This is a genomic window from Stenomitos frigidus ULC18 (assembly GCF_003003795.1).
Classification (GTDB): domain Bacteria; phylum Cyanobacteriota; class Cyanobacteriia; order Leptolyngbyales; family Leptolyngbyaceae; genus Stenomitos; species Stenomitos frigidus_A.
Map to the genome: position 1 here is coordinate 17,979 of NZ_PVWK01000124.1, position 21,773 is coordinate 39,751.

Consider the following 21,773-nt stretch of genomic DNA (forward strand, 5'->3'; position numbering starts at 1 on the left):
TCCGGCTCAGAAGTCAGGGATGGTAGCACTGGAGCGGGCATTCTGTAGACTAACTCCGATACCTTCCCAGCACTTGGCGATCGCCTGACTCCTTTTTCCTTTACCCTTTAGCCTTTCCCCATGTCCGACCCCTACTCCCAACCTAACCGCGAATGGTGGGCACAGCGCTGGATCGATGTGCTCGAGTCCTTTGGCTGGGTGCGCCGTCTGGCGCGAGCTCGCACCTATGCACGCGAAGGCAACGTCCTCAATATTGACTTTAAGGGATCAAAAGTAGCTGCGAGAGTTCAGGGTACAGCGCCAGAACCTTACAAAGTGTCTCTGTCGCTCGATCCCTTTGACGATGACCAGTGGAGCTATGTCATTGAATCGATGGCGGAACGGGCAATTTTTTCTGCCAAACTGCTGGCGGGAGAGATGCCCCAAAATATCGAAGAAGTCTTTACTGCCAATGGATTGAGCCTCTTTCCCTTTACCAAATTTGACATTCACAGCAAATGCTCCTGCCCCGATCCGGCAAACCCATGTAAACACATTGGGGCCGTTTATTATTTGCTAGGCGATCGCTTCAGTGAAGATCCGTTCGTCCTCTTTCAGCTACGCGGCCGCACCAAAGAGCAAATTATCGAAGCCTTACGCCAAATTCGGAGTGCAGGGAGCGAGGTCAACGGGACAACTGCTCAAGACGATTCCCTTGCTTCACAGTCTACTGCAGATCAGCCAAATGTCTCAGCACCACTAGCGGTCGATCGCTTCTGGCACTACACAGAGCAGCTAGAGTCATCACTCGTTGTCATTGCACCGCCGCCTAGCAGCGAGACAGTCCTGGATGTGCTTGGCTCCATACCGCTAAAAGTTGACTCCAACGCAGAAGCAGCGTTCACACAGACTGACTCGCAAGCGCTGACAGACCATCTTAAAACCATTTACCAGATAGTTAGCCAGCAAGCCATTTTGGCAGCAATGAAGGCCGGAGACGCAACATAAGTAACGCCCTTGCATCAGGTATGAGTGAGAGTGGCATCTGTGGGAATACAGAGCAAATTATCTCCCTGCGTACGGATCATGCCACGTTGACGAAGTTTACCCATGAGCCGAGTGACCGTCACACGGGTTGACCCAATCGCGCTACCAATCTGAGCGTGAGTCAACGGAAAGGGCAAACAGTAGCCCTGTTCAGTCGGTTCACCGTATTCTTCGATCAACAGCGTCAGGAAACCCAGCAAGCGGTCGATCGTCCGACGCTGACCCAAGGTGCTGAGCCACAGGAGCTTGCGTTGATGCTGATAGCGAAACGCATCCAAGACCTCTCGGCGAAAATGGGGCCAATTATCCAGGTCATGCCAGTACATCCAGAGCACTGACGTCTGATCGACATGAGCGTAGCTTTGCAGCGTAAATGGCGATTGAGCCACAATCTCAAAGGGTTGCCCTGCTCCAACGAACCCCAAAAACGCTTCTTCTGGACTGATGCGAGGAAGACGCGAAGTGCTAGTATTGCCAGTCGCGTTGACTTGTGCGCTACCGACTAAGCGCACAGCACCTCGTTGGACTAAGTAGACCAGCCCAGGCCGAGTGGGCAATTTCTCATCCTTAACAAACGTGCGAACACGGTAGTGCTCTTGAGACCAATCAATGATCCGCTGCCAGGTGAGAAACGGACGAGATGCCTCTGAATTAGATGTTACTGAGTACATAGGCTGCAGGCTGTAGGATTTACTAGGAATAGCAGGGAAGACGTAAAATCACTCACTGCGACTAGAACGCCAGACTCTACGCCTTAAGCCGAAGTCAGGGCACTGCGACAGAAAGGTACTATAAGTTTACCTTCACATCCATTTTGTGGTTTCCGCAAGTACATTAAATACATTAATTAAACTGATAACGTCGCCTTTGAAACGGTAGTGCAATGCGATCGCTGATGACGCTCAGGAGTTCTTGATCAAGCGGATGTATCCAATCCATTCAGTTTAAGGTGCGAAGGCGGACTGAAACAGTAACCTTCGGCATAGGCAATGGTGGCTTTGAGTCGCAGGGTTGGAGTGATAACTGGCAGATATTGAACTAGCTTTCGCAATGCTATCACTGTTACGAATGAGACTACATTTAGCACTGACCCTCTGGATCGTCTTGACGGATGTAATGGCTACCAGTGCTGGAAAGGGTGCTGAGCTAAAGCGATTAGACTCTGTACTGGGTGCTCAAGCAATACCGCTTAAGCGGACTGGCAAGGCAATGCCACTGATTTATACCAGTGCGATCGCACATCGTTTGGCTAATCAGATGACGAACCAGAATGATCCCGCTGCCACGATCGCGGCTCAATTGGTTGACATCCTACTAGAAGCGTTGCCTGATGACCTTGGAGCTTTACGGGGGGTGACCGTGCAAGCAACGGTCGCTGGATTGATTCACTTTGAGGTTGGTGATCGCGCGATCACGGTATGGCTAGATCAAATCCTTACCAATTCGCTACCCTCACAAAGGTGGCCGCCAGTACCAATGGCTGAAAGAGAGCGGCAGGCCATGCTGGAGTCAGCAGCAATCTTTGAGGCACAGTATGCGCACGCCCGCTGCTGTTCTCTTTTGCGGCTTGCCCACCGTGAAGCCTTCATCAATCTAGAGACGCTTGAGGCATTACCGTGTGACTGGCGTCTTAACAGTTTTACACCGCTCTCCTGGCTCACTACTTCTGCCCAGCTTTCGCTTAACCACCCCGCCGATCGCTACTTGCTGGTGCAGTTGGTTGATGCATTCGATCGCCTCTCTGATCCATCCCCGCAACGGACCCTGGCATCACTCGTGAGATCGGCACAAGCTGTGTCACAAGCCTTTCAGGTCTTCCATCGCACGCATCCGCTATGCGATCACACTGGGCAAGAGCCAGCGTTAGTAACGGCTCAATTAGGATTACTAATGGCAACCCAGCGCATTCTTTACTGGCTTCTGGCCGATGGACTGCATCTTTGCCCTGTGAGCGAGCTCTAAGACGCTAACCAGAAAGCGCTCTCCCGTGGTTCCAATGGATGCAACAATCTGGCATCGATCGAACATAGGCTTTCTAAGGCATAAGTTTTTCTGATTGGTAAACTAATGGACAACGCCCTCATAGTCGGCTATATTCTAGGTGTGTGAGGAGCGAACCAGCAAGAGCACCGAGACGAAACACGGTCAGTCGTCGGTGCTCTTTCTGATTTTAAAGGGGTATCGTTCAACAGCCCCTAGCCTTAACGCTATCAATCACCTAAGTTGCAGAGATATGCTGAAGTCTGAGGCGTTAGTAGAACGATGCAAATTCATCACTAAGTCTCATTTTTAGTCACGCAGCATAAAGCGTTTCAGCCTTGAGGTGGTTTGCTCATCTGATGCAGAATTTTTCAAGGTCGAATCTTTCGGTTCAAAATTACAGTTCCTCAACTGGTTGTGAGCTGGTTGACTGACAAATCTTTTAGCGATCGATTGTCCCGCCCTGCACTGAAAGTGCGGGCTCACAGAAGGAAGTCCTCTGTAGGCTTTGCCTTCCCGAAGGGTAGCAGACTGCAAGCGTCTTGCAACCCGTTTCAACGGGTTTTGCACCGTTAGCTCGGATTTTATCACGGGCGGGTGAGCAACGGAGCAATTAGCTTTTCAAGGCTTGTGTTGATCAGGGTGATGAGATGTCAACCTGTGACAACAAGATGATCAGAGCGAAATGATAGGCTTAAAATCTCTTCTTTGAGTCTGTTCGCGCTGCATCATGGCTTGCCCTATGTCAACGGTCGTTGCTCCACTTCCACCCTGGACGATTAGAACACATCCCTTTCATTGGGGCGATCGCACCTATTTGATGGGCGTGCTCAACGTGACGCCCGATAGCTTCAGTGATGGCGGGTTGTTCAATAGCCTGGAAACCGCGATCGCCCAGGCACGAACGTTAGTGGCTGCTGGTGCAGATATCCTTGATATTGGGGGACAATCCACTCGCCCTAATGCTGTTGAGATCTCGCTAGACGAAGAGCTTGGTCGTGTCCTGCCTATCATCCAGGCAATGCGGCAGGAAACAGACATCCCCATTTCGATCGACACGACACGAGCAGCCGTTGCACAGGCCTCGATCGCCGCTGGAGCCGATATCGTCAATGACATTTCTAGCGCCACCTACGATCCAGAAATGTTGCCAATCGTAGCCGCTTTAGGAGTGCCACTGGTCTTGATGCACATTCGCGGTACGCCCCAAACGATGCAGCAGCTAACAGATTACGACGATGTGGTCGACGATATTCTCAGCTTTTTGCAGTCACGCCTTGAGGCTGCGATCACCGCTGGCATTGATCGCAAGCGTCTTATGATTGATCCCGGCATTGGGTTCGCCAAAACCTACAACCAAAATTTAGAAATTCTCCGTCGCCTGCCTGAGTTACGTGCGCTGGGTTATCCTCTTTTGGTGGGAGCATCCCGCAAAAGCTTTATTGGGCATCTGCTGAATCAACCCGACCCGAAAGAACGGGTGTGGGGAACGGCTGCGGCTTGTTGTGCTGCGATCGTGGGCGGTGCCGATCTACTCCGAGTTCACGATGTGCGCGAATTGAACGACGTGTGTCGCGTTGCTGATGCTATTTTTAGGCACTAGACTAGGCGCGAGCTTTTGGAGCGAGAAAGTTGCTGCACTTCTTGTTGGACACTCATACCAATCTTCAACGCTTCATTGAGCAGTTCGACATACTCACTGGCCTGATTATTGACTTCCAGAGTTCTGAGGCTGACAAGATTGGCTTCAATGTTGTCAACGAGGTCAGCCCGACGAGCTAAAAGGCTGCGGTTCTGTCGCAGGATTTTTTCTGTCATGAGACCACAAACCAGGCTGCTGCGAGCGATCGCGATCGCGTCGATGGCTTGGTGGCGGTTGCTTGTTTGTGCCTGCAACGTACCGATTGCGTCTAAGCGATCCATCACATCAACGGCTCGTACAACGTCGTTGTATTGATCAACCTCGTCGAGTAATCGTGCCAGTGGCAGAAATGCCTTTTTTCTCAAACTCATGGTCAGATTCCAGCCAATAACAAGCGCGATCGTAACGCTCAGAGTGACTTGTAAAAACCTTGAGATGGTTGCTAAATCACTTACAGCATTGGCATTATTTCGTACAAAAACCAGCCCCACTGGTAAGGTCAAGATCATTGACAGTATGAGTGCGAAGACCTGCATCAAGCCAAATGAAAGTATTCGTTTTGGCGATTTGAAAATGCCTGGTCGAAAATTACCCCCAACAATACTGCCGATGAAAAGATCATTGACTTCAAAGCCAGTGAGACGTTCTAACTCTTTCGCTGTAATGGCTAATGCTTTCAGTTCGGGGTTCATTTCGTTCAGCGTTAAAAGCCTGAATTCAACTATTGATTCACGCAAGAAATGATTGGCCGTTTTAAGAGAAAAGACTTAGAAAAGCATTCCAAACACCTGAAAAGAAGCTCCCTTCTCTGGCGCGAAAAAGCTCAAACTTTCCTGGAGACCCGAAAAAGGGCCGTAAGGTCCAACCCAATTGGCTACCCACAAAGCCATAAAGCACTAACCAAAAACGCAAGATGTTTCTACGTACTTTAATGCTCTGACTGGCCCCATCCTCATCGATCGGTTTCATCACCTGATAGAGAAAGGAAACCCCCAGTACACCTGTTAGCCCAAAAATAGCGACATTCAGGAGTAAAAAGAACGAATAATCGTTAACAGTAATCAAGAAAAATAAGGTCACTGGGGCAAAGCCGCACAGCAATATAGCAATCACTGAAACAGCCGTTAGTAAATAGGTGAGATGTTGCCCGATCGTTTGTTTGGAGCCAAACAGTGCATTAAAGATATAGAGTGTTGGCAAGCAAATTAATAGCGTCAGCAGATATAACGCTGGGAGTTTGATCGCTGAAGATGCTACTTGAGGCGCACTATGAAACGCGCCGATAATAGCTCCATAAATGGCAAAAAAGCAGGAACTGGAAACGAGCAGCGCCGTTATTTTACTTTTTAGTCCGATACCCTCGTAGATTTCTGCCAAAAAATCTTTGCGATCGCGCAGTAATGCGATAACGGTGGAAAAGTAGTTCATCGGTGAATCTCCTATGTGCCGTAGAGTGATAGCAGAGTCGATCGGGGGCAACGTTACATACAAATTGGTTCCTGGCATTTCGGATGCTTCATAAAAACCTCACGATTGTGGTGAAAGTGGCAAGTAGGAGAGCTCGGCAGTAAGAAAGCTAGAAATAAGGATTACCGCTAGCATTCCCCACAATTGCCTATGATGAGGAGTGAAGGCGTTAGTTTCGTGCTATGCAATTTATTGATCAGGCGGACGTTCAGGTACAGGCAGGTAATGGAGGCGATGGGCTGGTTGCCTTTCGGCGTGAGAAGTACGTGCCTGCTGGTGGCCCGTCAGGTGGCAACGGTGGCCGAGGCGGTTCCGTCATTTTTCGGTCTGTAGAGAACCTGCAAACGTTGCTCGATTTTCGCTACAACCATCTGTTCAAAGCCGACGATGGGCAGCGAGGCGGGCCAAATAATCGGACAGGTGCATCCGGGCACGATCGCGTGATTGAGGTTCCCTGCGGCACGATGGTTTACGATGCCGAGAGCGGCGAATTGTTGTGCGATCTGGTGGAACCAAATCAAATTTTCTGCGTTGCGAAAGGTGGCAAGGGCGGTTTGGGCAACCAGCACTTTCTCAGCAACCGTAACCGCGCACCAGAACGGGCCCTACCAGGACTGCCCGGAGAATTTCGCTTGCTGCGGATGGAACTTAAACTGCTGGCAGAAGTGGGCATTATTGGTCTACCCAACGCTGGCAAATCGACATTGATTGCGGCGCTATCGTCCGCACGACCGAAAATTGCGGACTATCCCTTTACAACGCTAGTGCCTAACTTGGGCGTCGTTCGTAAACCAACTGGCGACGGTACCGTGTTTGCCGACATTCCAGGGCTCATTGAGGGCGCGCATATGGGAACGGGTCTCGGCCATGACTTTTTGCGCCACGTCGAACGGACTCGTCTACTCTTACACCTCATTGATGTCACCAGCCCTGATCCGATTGCCGACTACCACACTATTCAACAAGAGCTTGAGGCCTATGGACGGGGACTGACCGATCGACCACAGTTTCTGGCGCTCAGCAAGCTCGATGCCGTCAGTCAAGATGTTGACGCGGTTAACGACCTTGCGGCTCAGTTGCGTGAAGTGAGCCAGGTGCCCGTCTTTCAAATTTCTGCCGTTGCCGGTATTGGGTTAGAGCCACTGCTGAACCAGGTCTGGCAATCACTAGACGCATTACAAACAGAGGCGTTAGCCACTGACGCCTCTCTACAAACGGATGCAAATGAGAACATCAGCTTACCGATTATTGATATCGACTTGATGAATCCGCTTCCTCTCAATCGCTAGCGTGTTGCTGTATCCAACGATGGAGACTGAGTGATGGCAGTTTCTGTCGGCATGATCAGAGCGCCTGAATGAGCAGGATCAGTACCAGCTTGAGGGGAGGACTGCCCAGGCGCTAGAGGTCTTGAGGTCGTCGGACGATTCTGATCGGCAGGGGCACGGTTCAAGTATTGGTAGACTGTGCGCGAAGCCTTCTGTACCAGGTCGTAGGCGCTATCGTCGTTAAACGATCGCTTAACCAGCACAGTCAAGGCATAGCGCTTACCGCTCGGCATATCAATCAAGCCCACATCACCGATCATGCCGCCAATGTCACCTGTTTTATGAGCGATCGTGGCGCCTTTGCCCAAGCCCTGAGGCAGTTGGCTCCGGTTTACAGTTCGCTGCATGATGTCTAACACACGATCGCGCGATCGTATCGAGACAAGCTCCCCCTGGCTGATGCGCGTCATCAAGAGCGCCATATCCCTGGGACTGGTCGTATTCGTGCCGCTTAAGTCAGGCAACAGACTGTTAATCGCTGTTGATACGAGCCCCCAGGAGCGGAACCGTTGATCCAAAGCCGACATACCTCCCAAACGAGCAATCACCATATTGGTCGCTGTGTTGTCGCTAATGGTAATCATTTTAGTAACGGTTTCTAGCGCCGTGAATTGCGTTCCTACTGGCAATCCCTGCATCTCGCCCGAACCGCCCGCCACCAGCTCTTTTCGCATCGTTAACAGTTCATCCAGGCGAATTTTGCCTGCATCAACATCCTGAAAAAAGGCAATCAGGATGGGCACTTTGATCGTACTGGCAGCCGCAAAGGAGGCACCACCATTAAGATCCAAATAGGCACTGGAATCCAGCTCATACAAAAAGATGCCGGGTGTTAGCTGAGGCATTTTCAAGGCAAGGGCTTGCAAGTCTGCCTTGAGGATCGCCAATTCCTGCCCCGTCTTGGGCAACTGCACGGCTGAAGCGTCTAGCGAGGTGCTTTCTATAGAGGGTGTGCCTTGTGCTGTTGCCGCGCCTGGATTGGCCTGTGCCATTTCAACCGCTGCCGTTTTTTTAGTCGCTTGTTGGGATGCGCCTGCCGATAAGCGAGAACCAGGATCTACCATCGACAACATTGTGCCAGCCAAAACGCCAATACCAACGCTCAAAATCAGCATTCGAGCGGCATACAGCCCTGCTGAAAAACTGCGCGATCGCGGACGGGTAGGCTCCTGCTTGTGTGCTTGTGCACCGGAGAACTTGAAATCAGTTGCTGACGTTCTATCAACACCTGGGCCGTAGCTACGCTTGCTGGTGCCACCTGGACGTGTACGCTGCCGTGCTTCGCGCTTGAGCGTGAGAGCATTTGCCTGCTCTCGCCCATCCAACTGTGAGCGAGACTGAAACGCTGGGATTGTAGAGGCGCCAGAACTCAAGGGAAACGATTGCGAACTCCCAGAGCGATATGACGTCTCCTGTCGAGGGGACACTTTCCCCTTCCGCTTAACCGCATTGGTATTGGCTGCAGAGGTGCTTCCAGAAAACTGACGCGATCGTCCTAAAACTGCCTGCCGCACCTGCTTGTCAGCCAGCTTTGAGGCTGTTTGCTCACTTGACGATCGCTGAGAACCCTGGTTTAACCGCTGCAACAGAGCATGGGGTGGGTGAACACTCGTCGCATTCAAGTCTTTTCGTTTTGCCTGCGCAGCTGAGCGGCGAGAGGTTTTCTGACTACCCCGCCCAAACAATACCTGCCAGAAGGAAAGGCGCTGCCGCCTTGTCTGACGAGAAGCGCTGCCGTTTGGTGCTGCACTAGCATCTCTCATACCAGACGACCGAAAATCCGACTGCTGCGAAGCTCGTGGTGATTGCCGATGAGCACTGGAGTCGTCACGTACCATCCGCCCCGAACCAGAGATTCGAGTGGGGTCTAACGAATCATTACTGCGTGACCTGCGCGGCAGACCGCCTGATTCTGGCATAGCACACTCCGACAAACGCTGAGGATAAAAGAGCAAGACTGACACAACTGTATTCGCACATGCCTCAGTAACGGATGACAGGTTGAATCTTCAGTCATCAACGACCAACCGCTTGTGTAAGCCCTTAAAAGATATCAGAATTGTAGACTAACCTTTCACAAAAAACCGAGCGTTTTCAGCTGTCAGTATAAACCTCCAAACAGTTTCTCAGGTGTGATTCAGCGATCATCCACCAGATCTTGAGTACTTTTAGCCTCAGTTTTTTTCTGATTGGCTTTTTGGGTTGCCCACGCTACCTGGCTTAAAATGCCACGCAGCATGGCCACTTCCTCGTTGGATGGGAAAGCCCGATTAAACAAACGCCGAAACTTTTGCATCCGGCTAGCGGCTGTATGTGCTTGCAGATAGCCGATCGCGAGCAATACTTCTTCCAGTTGCTGGTAGTAGCCTTCTAAAATATCGAGAGTGGCGGGGGGGGAGAGTGGCGGGGGGAGAGGAGAGGCGGCCTTAGAAGGATGGTTTAAGTGTTGAGAATGGGCTTCTGAGCTAGCAAGCGCTTGTTCTTCCCTGGCTTCTGACTCTTGACTTCTGACCTCTGATTCCTGCTCCCTTTCCCACTGGTAAAGCTCATAGCAGCAAATCGCCACCGCTTGCGCCAGGTTCAAGGCTGGATAAGTAGGGTGAGATGGAATCGCCACAAACCGCTGAGCATAATTCAGCTCTTCATTACTTAACCCTCGATCTTCAGGGCCAAAGATTAGCGCTCCACGTTCCTGAGGGGCTGCTTCGAGTAGCCAGGGCAGCGCTGTTCGAGGAGGCTCCAACACTGTAGCGACTCTGGGCCGAGCGGTAGTCGCGATCGCCCGCTGACAGCCTTGCAATGCCTCTGGTAGTGTCTTAACGACCGTAGCCCCTTCCAGAACATCTGCAGCATGAACGGCCATGAGTCGTGCTTCTTCCCCTATCTGATCGCAGTGGGGATTAACCAGTACCAGATGATGCAAGCCCATGTTTTTCATGACGCGGGCGATCGCGCCCACATTGAGGGCACCTGCTGGTTCCACTAGAACAATACGGAGCGTTGCTAATACCGACTCAGTCATGTGTTAGAAGGTAAGAAGTGGGAAAGGAAGAAAGAGACAAGGCGATGTTGCGCTCTCACCCATTGCGCTTACACGCTGAACCTGAATTCTACCTCCTGCCTTCTGCCTTCTGACTTCTCTCCCCTCACCTCTTACCAAAATGGGACGCGCCCGCGCCAAAGCCGACTTGCCAACGAAAATCTGTCCTGTTTGCGATCGCCCCTTCACTTGGCGTAAGAAATGGGAAGCCTGCTGGGATGACGTGAAATACTGTTCAGAGCGCTGCCGTCGCCGTCGTACTCAGAGTCATTAGGGTTCGTTGTAAAACTTTATCGGTAGATCAGAAAAGCGATTAGTTGTTAGTCATTAGCAGTTTGACTTTCGCTACTGTTGCTTAATGGTAGGAACCGGATGGGGGGAAAGCGTGTTCCAGTGAGACTGTGTTCAGTTCATCACAGAGCGCAGTCGCCGTTATAGGATCTGAATCTGCTGCCTTCAACCATCGTCGGAAGCAAAGGGGCGATCGCTGTGTGATTCAGCTTCCTTTTTCGAACCATCAATCACTAGCAACAACGTCCACAGTACAGAGGTTTCAGTCATGTCAGCAGAACGGGTGCAACCCAAACTGATTATTCACGGTGGAGCCGGAAGTTCCTTGAAAGGAAAGGGCGGCGTTGAGTCAGTACGCAAATCGCTTTATCGCGTCATTGATGAGGTTTACGCCTTGCTGCGATCGGGGGCTACAGCTCAAGCAGCGGTGATTCATGGCTGCCAGATGCTTGAGGATGATCCCCGCTTTAATGCTGGCACTGGTTCCGTGCTGCAGTCGGATGGGCAGATTCGCATGAGCGCTGCTTTGATGGATGGGGCAAGTCAACGCTTCAGTGGTGTCATCAACGTTTCGCGAGTACAGAATCCCATTACCCTGGCGAGGGCGCTGCAAACCTCCCACGATCGCGTTCTGTCTGATCATGGAGCTGCCGAACTGCTGCGCGAACTAGAATTACCCGCCTATGATCCTCTAACAGAAATTCGCCTACAGGAGTGGATACAAGAACGTCAGGGCAACTTCTCCAGAGAAATGGCAGGAGTTGTAGCCGAGCGCGAACTGGTTGAGGACACAGCGGGACGCGGCACGATCGGCGTGGTTGTTTTGGACGATCAAGGCTGCATTGCAGTTGGCACCTCAACAGGTGGCAAAGGTTTTGAACGCATTGGGCGGGTAAGTGACTCTGCCATGCCCGCCGGGAACTACGCCACCGCCCGCGCAGCCGTAAGCTGCACGGGCATTGGCGAAGACATTATCGATGAATGTTTGGCCGCTCGCATTGTGGTGCGCGTTGACGACGGGCAGCCCCTTGTCAGTGCCTTTGAGCGCTCGTTTAGAGAAGCCCACCAGCACCAGCGTGATTTGGGCGCGATCGGATTAGATGCGACTGGCGCGATCGCCTGGGGCAAAACCAGCGAAGTCCTTCTCGCTGCTTATCACGATGGCGAAAAAGTCGGCGATACATTGGAATGGGACGATGGTCTGCTGGTAGGTTGCCTGCCAGGGTAGAGTTTTGAGTTGGAAGAGAGGCATGAGGGATGAAAGCTAAAGGCTAAAGGCTAAAGGCTAAAGGGTTTGAGTTTTGAATTGCCTCCCTATTCCTTTCTGCCCTCTGTCTCCTTCTAACCACTAACCACTAACCACTAACCACCCTCCTGCCTCTTGCCTCCTCTCCTACAACTCAAAACTCAAAACTCAAAACTTCTGCTCTAGTTCCGATGGTTGTTGCTGTAATGAACCCTCGCCCCTGCCCACTGCAGCTTTTCTCGTAGCGTTTGGTAGTACGAATAGTTCTCTCTCAGGATAATAAACTTTGCCTGACAGTCCGCAGTGCGAATGTCAACCCGTTGCCCTGGCCAGATTGAAGTTGCCAGCACTCCATCCATCCAGAGTTTAGTGTTCAGCTCATGGTCAGCTAGCGGCCAGATGCTAACTACAGAACCAGGCGGGAGGATAATCGGTCGGCTGGAAAGACTGAGAGGGCAAATGGGCGTGACTGTAATCGCATCCATACCGGGATGAATGATGGGGCCGTTTGCCGCGACTGTGTAACAGGTTGATCCAGTTGGCGTTGCCACAATCAACCCATCACCCTGGTACTGATCCACAACCTCACCGTCGATTTCCATTTCCAGGATCGACGTGATCATGCGATCGGCAGACGCAGGCTTAATGCACATCTCATTCAGGGCGAGATAGCGATCGCTCACCAACTCTAGATTGGTGCGATGACCCTCAAACACACCTGCTTGCAGCATCATGCGCTGTTGTACTGCGAACCGATCTTCCAGCAGACGATCCCACACCTGCTCAGACTGTTCAAAGTCGTCCAGAGATTCGGTGAGAAAGCCTAGATGACCACCCACATTCACTGCAAGAATCGGAATCTGATCGGCAGCCAGATTACGGGCAGCCGTCAGCGCAGTACCATCCCCACCCAATACGATCGCCAGATCGATTGGTTTTGTCACAGAAGCAAGAAAGACAGGATAGGGATTATCCTTCGGACCGCTCGGCCCCATTAAGACGTGGCATTGACGACTCTCTAGCTGCTTGGCGCACTTTGCAGCCCAGCGTTGGCTCATGATATCGCCAGCTTTATGAGCAATGATGACCTGCTTCAGTTGCACGTTGAATCGTTTTTGGTTGATCGTTATTGGCTTTCAGTCTACTAACAACCAAGGAGATTTCTTGCAAATAAAATACCCATAGGGGCGGTTTGACACCAAAGCGATCGGCTAGAGGCAAAGACACTGGCAAAACCTGCCCTTTACCAAGCGGCACTTTTTTCTCGGAAATCACTCAAAAACTAGCCACTATCGGCCTTGATCAGGGTTACCACTTCAGCAGATTGAACTGTTCCATATCCACTGTGTCGCGGTTACGGTAAATTGCAAGCACGATCGCCAAACCAACTGCCGCTTCGGCAGCCGCGATCGCAATTACAAAGGTCGTAAAGACCTGACCTTTAATATCCTGAGCATCCAAGTAGTTGGAGAATGCCATCAGATTGAGGTTGACTGCATTCAGCATCAATTCGATCGACATCAATACACGCACCGCATTACGACTCGTGATCAAACCAAAAATGCCGATACAGAACAGTGCGGCTGCCAGAACAAGAAAGTATTGAAGCTGCATCAATGATTACCTCACCTAATTATTCTGATCGGAGGGTGAACGCGCGATCGTCCCTGCTGCCGTACCGGGTCCGACCGCAATCAACTCACGCGGACGCTCTGGCAAGGTCAGTGCTGGCTGATGGAGTGGTGCTACCGCATCATCTGGCAATAACTCGCGTCGCGCCAGGATGATCGCCCCAATCAGCGCCATGAGCAGCAGTACCGATGCTAATTCAAACGGCAGTAGAAAATCAGTAAAGAAATGCTTGCCGATGGTCACGATCGAGCTATTGCCTGCCGCAACCCCTGTAGAAAACGACCAGGGCGTCGAAATGACCATCACACTCAAAAGCGCAAAGAGCCCCGAGCAGACTAAAGCTGTTGCGCCGCGTCGAATCCAGGCGCGCGGAACGGCCACAAAGTCTTGTCGCTTGTTCACCAACATGATGGCAAACAGAATCAGTACGTTGACTGCTCCCACATAAATCAGCACTTGCGCTGTTGCTACAAAATCAGCATTCAGTAGCAAGTACAGCCCCGCAATGCTGATGAACACTCCACCGAGCAGAAACGCAGAGTACACAATATTGGAAAGCAAAACAACGCCTAATGCAGCCCCGATCGCCATCAGAGACAGTAGACCAAACGAAACAATCTGAACGCCTTCGGCTAAATTCACAGTGATCAGTCTCCTTATTTAAAAGCCCATCAGCTTTCACCCGTCAGCTCTTAGCCAGGATCATACCAGGGCTAATCACCGACGGTTGATCACTAACTGCTATTTCTCCGTCTCGACAATTTCTTCGGGGCGCAAACCGGCTCGCTGCGAACCTGCTGGCAAGTCATGCGGTTCAAACACGCCTTTTGGCAGATAAGCAAACTCTCTCAACGGCGTCACCATCGGATCTTCAGTCACCTTGTAGGGCAGGCGACCAAGCGCTACGCTGTCGTAGTTTAGCTCGTGGCGATCGTAGGTCGAAAGCTCGTATTCTTCAGTCATTGACAAGCAGTTTGTTGGACAATATTCCACGCAGTTGCCGCAGAAAATGCACACTCCAAAATCAATACTGTAGTGATTGAGCTTCTTCTTCTTCGTTTCAGCATTAAACTCCCAATCCACAACAGGTAGGTTGATCGGGCAAACCCGGACACAGACTTCGCACGAGATACACTTATCAAACTCAAAGTGAATACGACCCCGAAACCGTTCCGAAGGAATCAACTTTTCATAGGGATACTGCACGGTGACCGGGCGACGTTGCATATGGTCAAACGTGACTGCAAGCCCCTGACCAATGTACTTTGCTGCCTGTACTGTCTCTTTGGTGTAGTCACTGACTTGCTTGAGAAACTTCAGCATAAGACTCTTCGGGGAAGGATAAAGGATGAACGATAAAGGAGCAAATAAGGCATGACTGCAAGCCGTAGCCTTAAGCCTTTCGGCTTTAGCCACCAAAGGCAAACGGGAAAGCCAGTTTGAGGGCGGCGGTCAGCAACAAATTCACCAACGAAATGGGCAAGAGAAACTTCCAGCCTAGGTCCAACAGCTGGTCAATGCGAACGCGAGGCACTGTCCATCGGAGCAGAATAGCTAGAAAGACGAGGAAGTAAGCCTTGAGCACGGTCATCGTAATGCCTAGCGAAGCCGTGACAATTTGGAAAATTGGATTGAACTCATCAATTCCCAACAAATCTGCTACCAGCGTCAACGGTATCGGAAAATCCCAACCGCCCAAATAAAGTACCGCTACTAACAGCGCAGACAGCACTAAGTTCACATACGAGCCGAGATAGAAAAGTGCAAACTTCATCCCGGAATATTCTGTTTGATAACCCGCTACCAACTCTTCCTCGGCTTCTGGTAGGTCAAAGGGCATTCGTTCGCATTCTGCCAGTGCGGCTATCCAGAAAATGACAAATCCGACTGGCTGACGCCAAATATTCCAACCCAGAATGCCGTAGCCAGACTGCTGCTGCACAATGTCGATCGTGCTGAGCGAATTTGACATCATCGCGATCGCCAATACCGATAGCGCCAAGGGAATTTCGTAGCTAATGGATTGCGCAGCGGCTCGCAAACCACCCAACAAAGAGTACTTATTGTTTGAGGCATACCCTGACATCAACAAACCGATCGGCGCCACACTCGATAGAGCAATCCACAGGAACACGCCCATACCGACATCGGTTACAACCAGGTTCTGCCCAAACGGCACAATAAGGTAAGACAGAAAGACTGGAATCACGACAATCACAGGACCGAGCGTAAACAGCAACGCATCTGAATTCGCCGGCACCACGTCTTCTTTGAAAACCAGCTTCAAGCCATCGGCTACAGGTGCCAGCACACCCAAAGGCCCAATATATTCAGGGCCAATCCGTTGCTGCGCCGCCGCCGAAATCTTGCGCTCCAGCCACACCACCACTAGCACACCCACCGTTGCACCAACTAGCATCAGTAGCATCGGCAGAGGCATCCAAATCGCTTTCGCAGCGCCCGTAGGGAGTCCCAAATCGGTGAGGGACTGGACAAAAACGCCCTGCAAATCTATTCCTGAGTTCATCGCTTACCTGTTTTGAGTCATCACTCAGTAAATCGTTGTTGACAATCAACCAAAGCGTGTAGGCGGCTTCGTATATGAAGCTACAGCGCTCCTACTAGCTAAAGCTCGAAGACACTACTCTCTGCATATCTCTCAGTAACAGGACTGTTACATGGCTTTGCGTCCTTAGTATATCGCTGGATCGCTGCTATACGATCGGAAATCGCTATAGATAAATGCGGTATGAGGCTATAGAAACGAGTCACGGAGATCAGCCAGAGAACGCGCCTGTACATTTCTTGCTGGTGCGGAGCGATGCCGAGACCACTCGTCGGTTAGGCGGCTTACCACATCGCGACAGAACCCAAATAAAAAGCCCTCAAAACCAAGAGTCTGAGGGCTGGAGTTCCTGAAAATCGTCACTTGCAACATAGTGCCAAGAGCATCGGTAGAAGGCAAGAGGGGTGCCGCCCATCACGCGAACGCGCAGAAGATATGCTGTCTGCGAAGAAATAGGTCTGCTTGCCCCTCTAACGCTTTTCGATCGGCACATACGTTGCTTCGTGCAGCCCGGTATAAATCTGGGTTGGGCGAAAGATCCGATTCTCATTGAGCTGCTCTTTCCAATGAGCGAGCCAACCAGCCGTACGAGAAATTGCAAAAACAGGAGTAAAGAGATCAGACGGGATGCCTAACTTGCGATAGACCAAACCAGAATAAAAGTCCACATTGGGATAAATTCCCTTATGGCCGAGATTCTCCTCCACTGCTTTTTCAAGCTCAACGGCTACATCGTAGTATTCGTCGCGACCGTACTTTTCAAACAGTTGTTCTGCCAGATACTGCAAAATAGTCGCACGCGGATCTTTCACTTTATAGACTCGATGACCAAAGCCCATAATCTTGCCTTTTTGCGCAAGTTGCTTCTCAAGCCACGGGCGCACATTCTCAACCGTACCGATCTCCTCCAGCATGAGAATCACTTCCTCATTTGCGCCACCGTGCAGTGGGCCAGCCAGCGTGCCAACGGCTGAAGCAACCACTGCATAGGGGTCAGTCAGCGTGGAAGCAGTAACTAAGGCGGAAAAGGTAGACGCGTTAATTGTGTGCTCTGCATGGAGCATCAAACACACATCAAAAATATGAGCTTGAAACGGATCTGGTTCCCGCTCATTGAGCATATAGAGAAAATTTGCCGCATAACCCAAATCGTCACGGGGTTGAACGGGATCATTTCCCTTCCGCATGAGTTGAAAAGCCGCGACCATCGTTGGAATCTTTGCCAACAATCTGACGACAGCCGCGCGAATGTACGTTGGATCATCAAGGGCACGACGAGAATAGAACAACCCCAATGCTGCTGCACAAGCCTGTAGGGCATCCATGGGATGACCGCTTTCAGGAAAGCACTTCATCATGTCGCGAATACGGTACTTGAGCCGTCGATGATATCTAATTTCATGCTCAAACAACTCTAATTCTTCTTCAGTTGGCAATTCACCCCAGATGAGGAGGTATGCGGTTTCTAAAAAATGACCTTTAGCAGCTAACTCTTCAATAGCAATGCCGCGATACTCTAAAACTCCTCGCTGCCCATCAACAAAACTAATGCTGGACTGGGTGGCGGGAATGCCTTCTAGACCTGCCCTGTATTCGCAGACAGTCATAGCTCTACCGTTTACTTACAAAAATGGGCTTACTCAAGCTAACTTATCAGAAACTAGAAAACTGTATCGTTCTAAGCTGACTCAAAGTTGAGTCGACTGAAAAGCTAGTGCCAGTTTCTCGACCTTGCAGACTCTAGACTTTACAACAATTAACAAAGCTTGGTGATTCGTGCGTTGTGTGTATAAAAGCTGAGCACCGCTCAACACCAGTGAATGGTTGACCAATGCGGGAGTCGTTAAGCAATCGCTTTCTTCTCCATAGGACTTGATAGACCATTCCCTCACGCAAAACGTTTATTTTCTACACGGTCTGCGCGTTTAATTGTCATCAGACTTACCACAAGTAACGCTTTTTGGGTACAGAAAATTGCCGCTTTTGTAAAAAGTAGTTACTATCTAAGTAGGCAGGTTGCTCACATAGCAAATAGCCTCGTTAATCTTGATCAGCCACCGACTCCTCCTAGTAACTCTGCAACTCGACAAGGAGGGATCGATCGGCTGCTTTAGCCCATTGAAAATTAGGAGTTTTATGACCCAGAGACGATCTCGTCGCCCATCTGACGCTGACACTGACCCAAATCAAGAATATAGTGCGTCCACGGCACAACGCGAAATGACGAAAACGCTACGAGCGCGCGTTAGCCGAGAAGACACCGAAGTGAGAATGGCAAGTCAGTCCCGTTCAGCGCATCCGAGTTTAACTAGCCTCATTGAACGCGATGCCCCTCTTCAAGCGCATAGCATGTTGGTCTTGATGTATGGCCCGTTTCAAGCCGAAATGATTCCTGAAGAAGGTCAAGGGGTTGCCTCCTGGCTTAAGGAATGCGTTCGCAAGCATGGTATCCCCAGTCTGCTGCGGTTTGATTACCGTCGCCGGGCTCAAGTGTTCCGTCGTGACCAGTTTCAACCCTGGCTAGAGCCGTTGCTCACTCAGATACCTGGTTAAAGACGGCTGTCGTTAAGTTAAGCCCTTGTTCTGCGATCGTATCTCACAAGCAGAACAAGGGCTTTTGACATGCGATCGTGTCCTCTTCATGGCAATGTATTTAGGCAAACTCAGGCGTAAGGTTTGTTAAGTGTCGCTGTAACGCACCACGAAAGCTATTTGGGTGCGTTACGCGTATTGCTAACACCCTATACCTTGACAGTCCTCATTCAAGGCATCGGCTAGCATCACGTCAGGCTATGTGAAGGCAGCTTACGTGAAATTCCGTATCTTATAGGGCTGCCTCACTATAAATCTAAGAACAAGCTGGAACGGCTACGGATGATGACCTGTCATTGAACCTGTTAATAATGGTGCAGGATTTCCCTCGGGGCATCATTAAGCGGTTTTTTGCACTTTGAAGCTTTCGTAACCTATGTTGGGCAAAATCCTTGGGGGACGCTACCAGATTATTCGCCACTTGGGTGGTGGTGGGTTTGGGCAAACATATTTGGCAAGTGATTTACATCTTCCTGGCAACCCTTACTGTGTTGTAAAGCAGCTCAAACCCAGAATGAGCGACCCGGAAGCTTTGCAGGCAGCAAGGCGATTGTTTGATACGGAAGCAGAGGTGCTGTACGTTCTGGGTAGTCACGAGCAAATTCCCAGGCTGTTCGCCCACTTTGAAGACGCGCAAGACTTCTATCTAGTACAAGAGTTTATTGAAGGGCAAGTGCTGAGCCAGGCACTCAAGCTGGAACCTCAGTTTACTGAGCTAGAAGTGATCCATCTACTGCAGGATCTGCTGATCGTCCTGGAGTTTGTGCATCAGCAACAGGTGGTGCACCGAGATATTAAGCCCTCTAACTTGATTCGACAGCAGAGTAATGGTCGTCTGATTTTGATTGATTTTGGGGCGGTTAAACAAATTGGAGCCCAGATCGTTGATGCGCACGAAGTGAGTATCACGATCGCGGTCGGCTCTTCTGGCTACATGCCCAACGAACAGCTAGCAGGCAAACCTCGTTTTAGCAGCGACATCTATGCAGTAGGCATGATGGCTATTCAGTGCCTGACGGGCATCTATCCCAAAAAGTTCAGGGAAGATCCGAAAACCAGCGAAATCATCTGGCGCGATCAGGTACAAGTCAGTCCCGAATTTGCCAACGTGCTGGACACGATGGTGCGCTATGATTTTCGTCAGCGTTATGAATCTGCCACAGAAGCGTTAGAGGCACTGCGATTGTTAACACAAACGGCTCCCATTGCCTCTGTGTTGGCAGCGCCAACCGTGGTCAGTTTTGATGGGCATCTTGCCTGGCTAGAGCGTGGCGACGATCTCTTTCAACGCCAGCGCTATCGGGAAGCAGTGATTGCCTATGACCGAGTGCTGCAAGCAAAACCCGATGATGAGGTCGCCTGGTTTAAGCGGGGGATGGCGCTTGAAAACCTGAAGCATTTCGACGAGGCGGCAGCGTCCTACGATCGCGTCTTACAGCTCCACCCAGCCGATTATCTCGCGTGGTACAAGCAGGGTGCCGTTTTCATTCAGCTTCAGCGTTATGAGGAAGCGCTTGCAGCCTTTGAGCAAGTTGTGCAACTGCAGCCTGATAACTACTGGGCATGGCTTGATCGAGGGAAGACGCTCGAAAAACTACAGCAATCCGATGCGGCGATCGCCTCCTACGATCGTGCAGTACAGCTCAAACCCGATTTTCAACTGGCGATCGAAAGCCGAAAGCAGGTTTTAATCCAGCTACGACGGGTTGATACTCTTTACCATCTGCAACATTACGACGAAGCGTTAACCGCCTGCGAACGTGCGATTGCACTGAATCCAGATGACTCTCTGGCGTGGTTTATGCGGGGGATGGCGCTCGAAAACCTGCAGCGCTATGAAGAAGCCGTCATCGCCTACGATCGTGTCGTTGAGATTCAGCCCGATGATCATGTGGTGTGGTTCAAACGAGGCAACGTGATGGAAAATCTGCTCCGCCATGAAGAAGCCGTTGCCTCTTACTACAAAGTCGTGCAGCTACAGCCAGAGAACTACTGGGCGTGGTACGACCGGGGGCGCCTGCTAGAAGGCCTCCAGCAGCAAGAAGCCGCGATCGCCTCCTACGATCGTGCGATGCAGTTGAAGCCTGATTTCCAGGAAGCGGTGGAGGGTCGCAGGCGTGTACTGCAACAACTCAAATCAGGCGACTCAGCTTTACCAGAGGACGATGCAACCATTGCGTCTATAGATGACTCACTGATGGGCTCTGGCCACCCCATGATCGCTCTAAACATTCACCAACGTCATGGCGTGTTGCAAGCTGAGCGGCAGCACCTTGACCCAGGATTGTCTGCCTCGCTATCCCTACCAAACCCAGAAGAAACGTTTGTCAGCCAGCCTAAGCGAGGGCAAATCCCTGCAGTGCGGAGCGCCGACAGACCAAAGGACACAATTGTCAGCCTTCCGAGAACAGAAAAAGTTGATGCAACAAGTATTACTGCTCCACTCGCTGCATTTGCTGAGACGGTCGCTATAGTCAGCGCTGATTACGATCGCTTGCTGCAAGAGGGACGTCTATTAGAAAAGCAACAGCGTCATACAGACGCCTTCAGCCTGTATGAGCAGGCGCGCTTACTGCGATCGGATGATGCTAGCCTTTGGCGCTGGCGAGGCAATGTCTTATATGGCTTAGACCGTCATGAAGAGGCCATTTCGTCTTATCAGCATGCGGTACAACTGAAGCCAAACGACGTGGATCTTTGCTGTTGTTTGGGTGATGCCTTTGTACGCCTGAAGCGGTATCGCGAGGCGCTTGCTTGCTTTGATCGCGCCATCCAGATCCAACCCAAGAGCCATACTGCATGGTATTGGCGGGGGCGTGTGCTGTGTGAATTGAGGCAATATGCAGATGCCATCCAGGCCTTAGAGCAGGCACTAGCGATCAAGCCCGATTTTCAACCAGCAAGGAACGATCGCGATCGCATCCAGCACGAGCTTAGAGCACTTGAGCTGCAAACATGACTCA

The 21,773-nt window shown here is 51.0% G+C and carries 19 protein-coding genes; 8 read left to right on the plus strand and 11 right to left on the minus strand.

The features are described from left to right. Positions 1–120: 120 nt before the first annotated feature. Positions 121–987 carry an SWIM zinc finger family protein gene (locus C7B82_RS22950; protein ID WP_106258909.1) on the plus strand — a complete coding sequence of 289 codons (867 nt, stop codon included), beginning with the start codon at positions 121–123 and terminating at the stop codon, positions 985–987. A 14-nt stretch (positions 988–1,001) separates the two neighbouring features. On the opposite strand, the gene C7B82_RS22955 is transcribed toward C7B82_RS22950, so the two are convergent. Further along, complete coding sequence (locus tag C7B82_RS22955) at positions 1,002–1,697, minus strand: Crp/Fnr family transcriptional regulator (protein WP_106258911.1); 696 nt, start codon at positions 1,695–1,697, stop codon at positions 1,002–1,004. A 397-nt stretch (positions 1,698–2,094) separates the two neighbouring features. Between C7B82_RS22955 and C7B82_RS22960 the strand changes: the two genes are divergently transcribed. Next, the gene (locus C7B82_RS22960) at positions 2,095–2,988 is read left to right on the plus strand and encodes a DALR anticodon-binding domain-containing protein (RefSeq protein WP_181357621.1); all 894 of its coding nucleotides are present in this window, start codon (positions 2,095–2,097) and stop codon (positions 2,986–2,988) included. A gap of 760 nt (positions 2,989–3,748) precedes the next feature. Further along, positions 3,749–4,609 (plus strand): dihydropteroate synthase, encoded by an 861-nt coding sequence (gene folP / locus C7B82_RS22965; protein ID WP_106258914.1) that lies wholly within the window; start codon positions 3,749–3,751, stop codon positions 4,607–4,609. Here folP and C7B82_RS22970 read toward each other — a convergent pair. Then, positions 4,606–5,340, minus strand: coding sequence for a hypothetical protein (locus C7B82_RS22970; RefSeq protein ID WP_106258916.1), 735 nt, complete (start codon positions 5,338–5,340; stop codon positions 4,606–4,608). The two genes, folP and C7B82_RS22970, sit on opposite strands and share 4 nt — an antisense overlap. 61 nt (positions 5,341–5,401) lie before the next feature. Continuing rightward, positions 5,402–6,076 carry a hypothetical protein gene (locus C7B82_RS22975; RefSeq protein WP_106258917.1) on the minus strand — a complete coding sequence of 225 codons (675 nt, stop codon included), beginning with the start codon at positions 6,074–6,076 and terminating at the stop codon, positions 5,402–5,404. Positions 6,077–6,297: 221 nt separating this feature from the next. On the opposite strand from C7B82_RS22975, the gene obgE reads away from it, so the two are divergent. Beyond that, positions 6,298–7,404 (plus strand): GTPase ObgE, encoded by a 1,107-nt coding sequence (obgE, locus tag C7B82_RS22980; RefSeq protein WP_106258919.1) that lies wholly within the window; start codon positions 6,298–6,300, stop codon positions 7,402–7,404. Here obgE and C7B82_RS33945 read toward each other — a convergent pair. Further along, positions 7,401–9,362 (minus strand): serine hydrolase, encoded by a 1,962-nt coding sequence (locus C7B82_RS33945; protein ID WP_106258921.1) that lies wholly within the window; start codon positions 9,360–9,362, stop codon positions 7,401–7,403. The two genes, obgE and C7B82_RS33945, sit on opposite strands and share 4 nt — an antisense overlap. Positions 9,363–9,580: 218 nt before the next feature. Then, entirely contained in the window at positions 9,581–10,465 is an 885-nt protein-coding gene (locus tag C7B82_RS22990; protein WP_106258923.1) for an RNA methyltransferase, read from the minus strand. Between the two features lie 139 nt (positions 10,466–10,604). Here C7B82_RS22990 and C7B82_RS22995 point away from each other — a divergent pair, with 139 nt between their 5' ends. Further along, positions 10,605–10,757, plus strand: a complete 153-nt coding sequence (locus C7B82_RS22995) for a DUF2256 domain-containing protein (RefSeq protein WP_106258924.1) — start codon at positions 10,605–10,607, stop codon at positions 10,755–10,757. Between the two features lie 285 nt (positions 10,758–11,042). Then, entirely contained in the window at positions 11,043–12,002 is a 960-nt protein-coding gene (locus C7B82_RS23000) for an isoaspartyl peptidase/L-asparaginase (RefSeq protein WP_106258925.1), read from the plus strand. A 200-nt stretch (positions 12,003–12,202) separates the two neighbouring features. Here C7B82_RS23000 and C7B82_RS23005 read toward each other — a convergent pair whose 3' ends face one another. From C7B82_RS23005 to C7B82_RS23035, 6 genes are all read right to left on the minus strand, one after another. Beyond that, positions 12,203–13,123: an NAD(+) kinase gene (locus C7B82_RS23005; RefSeq protein WP_106258927.1), complete on the minus strand. Its 921-nt coding sequence runs from the start codon at positions 13,121–13,123 to the stop codon at positions 12,203–12,205. Between the two features lie 205 nt (positions 13,124–13,328). Next, positions 13,329–13,634, minus strand: a complete 306-nt coding sequence (gene nuoK / locus C7B82_RS23015; RefSeq protein ID WP_106258930.1) for an NADH-quinone oxidoreductase subunit NuoK — start codon at positions 13,632–13,634, stop codon at positions 13,329–13,331. A gap of 15 nt (positions 13,635–13,649) precedes the next feature. Further along, positions 13,650–14,294 (minus strand): NADH-quinone oxidoreductase subunit J, encoded by a 645-nt coding sequence (locus tag C7B82_RS23020; protein ID WP_106258931.1) that lies wholly within the window; start codon positions 14,292–14,294, stop codon positions 13,650–13,652. Positions 14,295–14,393: 99 nt separating this feature from the next. Then, positions 14,394–14,972: an NAD(P)H-quinone oxidoreductase subunit I gene (gene ndhI / locus C7B82_RS23025; protein ID WP_181357628.1), complete on the minus strand. Its 579-nt coding sequence runs from the start codon at positions 14,970–14,972 to the stop codon at positions 14,394–14,396. Positions 14,973–15,060: 88 nt separating this feature from the next. Next, a complete protein-coding gene (nuoH, locus tag C7B82_RS23030; protein WP_106258935.1) occupies positions 15,061–16,179 on the minus strand; it encodes an NADH-quinone oxidoreductase subunit NuoH in 1,119 nt (372 codons plus the stop codon). A gap of 509 nt (positions 16,180–16,688) precedes the next feature. Further along, positions 16,689–17,825: a citrate synthase gene (locus tag C7B82_RS23035; protein WP_106258936.1), complete on the minus strand. Its 1,137-nt coding sequence runs from the start codon at positions 17,823–17,825 to the stop codon at positions 16,689–16,691. A gap of 529 nt (positions 17,826–18,354) precedes the next feature. Here C7B82_RS23035 and C7B82_RS23040 point away from each other — a divergent pair. Both C7B82_RS23040 and C7B82_RS23045 read left to right on the plus strand, forming a co-directional pair. Continuing rightward, a complete protein-coding gene (locus C7B82_RS23040; RefSeq protein ID WP_106258938.1) occupies positions 18,355–18,771 on the plus strand; it encodes a hypothetical protein in 417 nt (138 codons plus the stop codon). A 415-nt stretch (positions 18,772–19,186) separates the two neighbouring features. Then, a complete protein-coding gene (locus C7B82_RS23045; RefSeq protein ID WP_181357622.1) occupies positions 19,187–21,769 on the plus strand; it encodes a serine/threonine-protein kinase in 2,583 nt (860 codons plus the stop codon). The last annotated feature ends 4 nt before the right edge of the window (positions 21,770–21,773 follow it).